Below are 3,392 nucleotides of genomic sequence, written 5' to 3'. Positions count from 1 at the left end.
CAGGTACTCGCAAATCCCTCGGACAAGCTTCCTCTTCAATAACATGCGGGGCGTTGCACTTCGCTCTTGAAACCGCCGTCATATGAATATATCCCGGCGCGCGTCAAGGCAGTTGTCGCCTCATTCATGCAGCCAAACGCTGGTTTTCGGCGCCTGGCTTGATACCGGTGGGCACGGCAATCTCGCGCTCCGGATTGAGCGTGACCGCGTCGATTGGCGACCAGTCTCGCGTGTGGCGTGACCAGCGACGCGGGTTGCGGTCACGGGCCTGAACATACAGCGCGTGGCGCGAGGCCAGAATCTCGTCGTCTTGTCCGGCATGGCGCTGTGCCGGGCTCACGTAGCGGATGCCACTGTGCCGGTGCTCATGGTTGTACCAGTAGACGAAGTGCGCGGCCCAGGCGCGCGCCGCCGCCAGATCAGCAAAGCCCGTGGACGGGAACTCCGGCCGGTACTTGGCTGTGCGGAAGAGGCTCTCCACAAACGCGTTGTCGTCGCTCACGCGTGGACGCGAATACGAGGGCTTGACGCCCAGCCAGTGCAACATCGCCAGCACCGTAGTGGCCTTGAGCGTGGCGCCGTTGTCACCATGCAGCACCGGCTTGGCCGCCATGGCGTGAATACCCTCGGCCAGCGCCGTGCGTTTGACCAGATGCGCCGCGTGGTTGGCGTCGTCGCGATCGTGGACCTCGAAGCCCACGATCTTGCGGCTGTAGACGTCCAGGATCAGGTACAAATAAAACCAGCGCCCGGCGACCTCGGCCGGCAAATAGGTCATGTCCCAGCACCACAGTTGGCGTGGCCCGGTGGCCACGTGCGTGGTGGGCGGACGCGGCGCCTTGGCGCGTCCTCGGTGCCGGGTCTGCCCATGGGCGCGCAGCACCCGGCCGAAGCTCGATTCGCTGGCCAAGTAGACACCCTCATCGGCCAGCATGGGCACAATGCGCGCCGGCGGCATGTCGGCGAAGCGCGGCTCGTTGGCAACGGCCAGAATGCGTTCGCGCTCCTCGATGCTCAGCGCATGCGCGGGCGTGGGACGCTCGACCATGGGGCGGCGGTCGCCGACCACCAAGCCATCGTGGGCCTTCCAGCGTTGTAGCGTGCGCACGGTGATGCCAGCTACCTCGCAGGCCAGGCGCAGGCGAGCACCGCCTGCGTGAGCGGTTTCGATATGGCGGACCATCGTGTGGCGATCTTCCAGGACGATCATGCGTCCTCGTCCTCGTCCTTGTCCTTTGGGAAGATGCCCTCGAGCTTTTTTGAGAGTATCAGCAGGACCGGCGGCTTCAGCCAGCGCCTTCTCCTTGCGGCGCAGCTCGCGTTCGAGTTCCTTGATGCGGCGTCGATCGGCCTTCGTCTCGCGAGGGGTGGCGCGCGCATCCTCCGGCTCAGCCAGCGCCTGCGTGGCGGCAGTGCGCCACTGCTCCAACTCCAGTGGATACACACCATTCTCACGGCACCAGGCGTTCTTGCTGGCCTCGTCCATCGCAGCCGTCGCCAGCACCGCCTCAAACCTGGCCGCCGCTGTCCATGCCCGCTCGCGAGCGGGCATGGACATAGCGTCCGCACGCCAGCGCTCCAGCGTGGCCACTGCCACACCCAATTCCCTTGAAACCACTTCCACCGCCGCACTCTCCGGCGGTAACAACCGCGCTACTGCACGATCCTAGCGGGTAAGAGAGCAGCGTCTCCGCTGCTCCCTCCCCAAAGAACCGTACGAGCGACTTTCACCGCATACGGCTCAAGCACAGCTAAAGCATCAACTTGGTGATACCGGGCTTGTCGTCTTGCACAAGCCCTTCGCATTCGTCATATCGTTGGTCCTTCTCATCACTGAGACGAGGGCGCTGAACTGCTATGAGGCAGCCTCTTCCAAGCTTCCCCCACGTCGAACCTCACATACTGGTTTGCGACAGCCACACTTCGCGGAAGTCTGCACCCTTTCAGGTCAGGGCAAAGTTTGAACCCCTATGCACACCATTACAGCATGCCTTTCGCTTTCTCCGCGTTCTCTTACCCGCTCCCCCAACAGCTTCCCTCGCGGGTCGCCTGCCGCCGACTCGATACACTGATTCAGTGGCGAGGAATCGGGCTTACCACGTTCCCATCCCCCGCGGCAGAATTGTTGTCGCCTCGATAAAATCTGAACCCTGGGGGCGATAAGAGATAGAAGGTGTGCCGCAGCCACATGGAACGGAGGTTCGAACGGACTGACGGACTGTGTACAAGCTGCATGAGAGATGGAGGTAGGCCCTCCGGCGTCGGTTTTCAGGAGCGGGCGTCAAACCACCCCAAGCTGCTGCGGTAAAGAGCCGTGGTGGTGAGCGTTGGGGCAAAGTGTCGAGGCTATACCTCGAACAGGTAGGGATCAGAGAGACGAACGAAAGTGAACCTTCCGAAGACGCGTCGTAATTTATAGATCTGTCGTCAAAACCAGGGGCGCTTCTTTCCTCTGGGACAAGCCAGCCGGAAGCCTGATTACTGGGCGGGCGGCGACCGGCGTAAAGGGGGCGTGAAGCTGATCCAGGCTCTTGTGTGGAACTGCGGGAACCAGTCGTTCCGATGTGAAGGGAGAAACTCAAGTGGTTGAAGCCACGAGGTGAGAGTACCGATGCGGAGCACTGGGACGGACCAACCCGTACGAGCGATGAAGGCTGGTAATGCGGCCGGAGCAAAGGGGTTGGGTCAAGCGAGTTGCATTCTGCGTTCAACTGGGAACAGGAGGAGACCATGAGTGCAACAAAACCGTTTGTCTTCGACAAGTGGCTAGTGTATGACGCGTTCAAGGCAGTCAAAGCTAACGCAGGATCGGCGGGCGTGGATCGGCAGTCGCTCGAGGACTTCGAAGCGGACCTGAAAGGCAATCTGTATAAGGTCTGGAATCGCATGTCCTCGGGCAGCTACTTTCCCGATCCGGTCAAAGCGGTTGCCATTCCAAAGAAGAATGGCGGGGAGCGCATTTTAGGGGTGCCCACTGTGGCGGATCGTGTTGCGCAGATGGTAGTCAAGCAGGTCATTGAACCTGGAATCGAGTCGATCTTCTTGCCTGACTCATACGGCTACCGGCCCGGGAAATCGGCGCTGGACGCTGTGGGGGTAACGCGAGAGCGGTGCTGGAAATACGACTGGGTTCTCGAGTTTGATATCAAAGGCCTGTTTGACAACATCGACCATGACTTGCTACAGCGAGCGCTTCAAAAGCACGTGAGGAGCGACTGGGCCATGCTGTACATCGACCGATGGCTGAAGGCACCGATGCAGTTGAAGGATGGAACTCGAGTGGAACGCACTCGGGGAACTCCGCAAGGTGGTGTCAGGTCGCCGCCAACAATAGAGCAAACTGCCGGGTAAGATTGGGCCTGCGCATTTCGAGGGAGTGTCTGGCGCCCTGG

The 3,392-nt window shown here is 61.1% G+C and carries 2 protein-coding genes; one reads left to right on the top strand and one right to left on the bottom strand.

Annotated features, from left to right (window positions below):
- Window positions 1-124 precede the first annotated feature (124 nt).
- Window positions 125-1,648 carry an IS3 family transposase gene (locus J8I82_RS37390; protein ID WP_209765615.1) on the bottom strand — a complete coding sequence of 508 codons (1,524 nt, stop codon included), beginning with the start codon at window positions 1,646-1,648 and terminating at the stop codon, window positions 125-127.
- Between the two features lie 1,082 nt (window positions 1,649-2,730).
- Between J8I82_RS37390 and J8I82_RS37385 the strand changes: the two genes are divergently transcribed.
- Window positions 2,731-3,351, top strand: a complete 621-nt coding sequence (locus J8I82_RS37385) for a reverse transcriptase domain-containing protein (protein ID WP_209765613.1) — start codon at window positions 2,731-2,733, stop codon at window positions 3,349-3,351.
- Window positions 3,352-3,392: the final 41 nt, after the last annotated feature.

It is taken from the genome of Cupriavidus consociatus, from assembly GCF_017814975.1.
In the GTDB taxonomy this organism is placed as follows: domain Bacteria; phylum Pseudomonadota; class Gammaproteobacteria; order Burkholderiales; family Burkholderiaceae; genus Cupriavidus; species Cupriavidus consociatus.
This window is presented reverse-complemented; position numbering and strand designations above follow the sequence as displayed.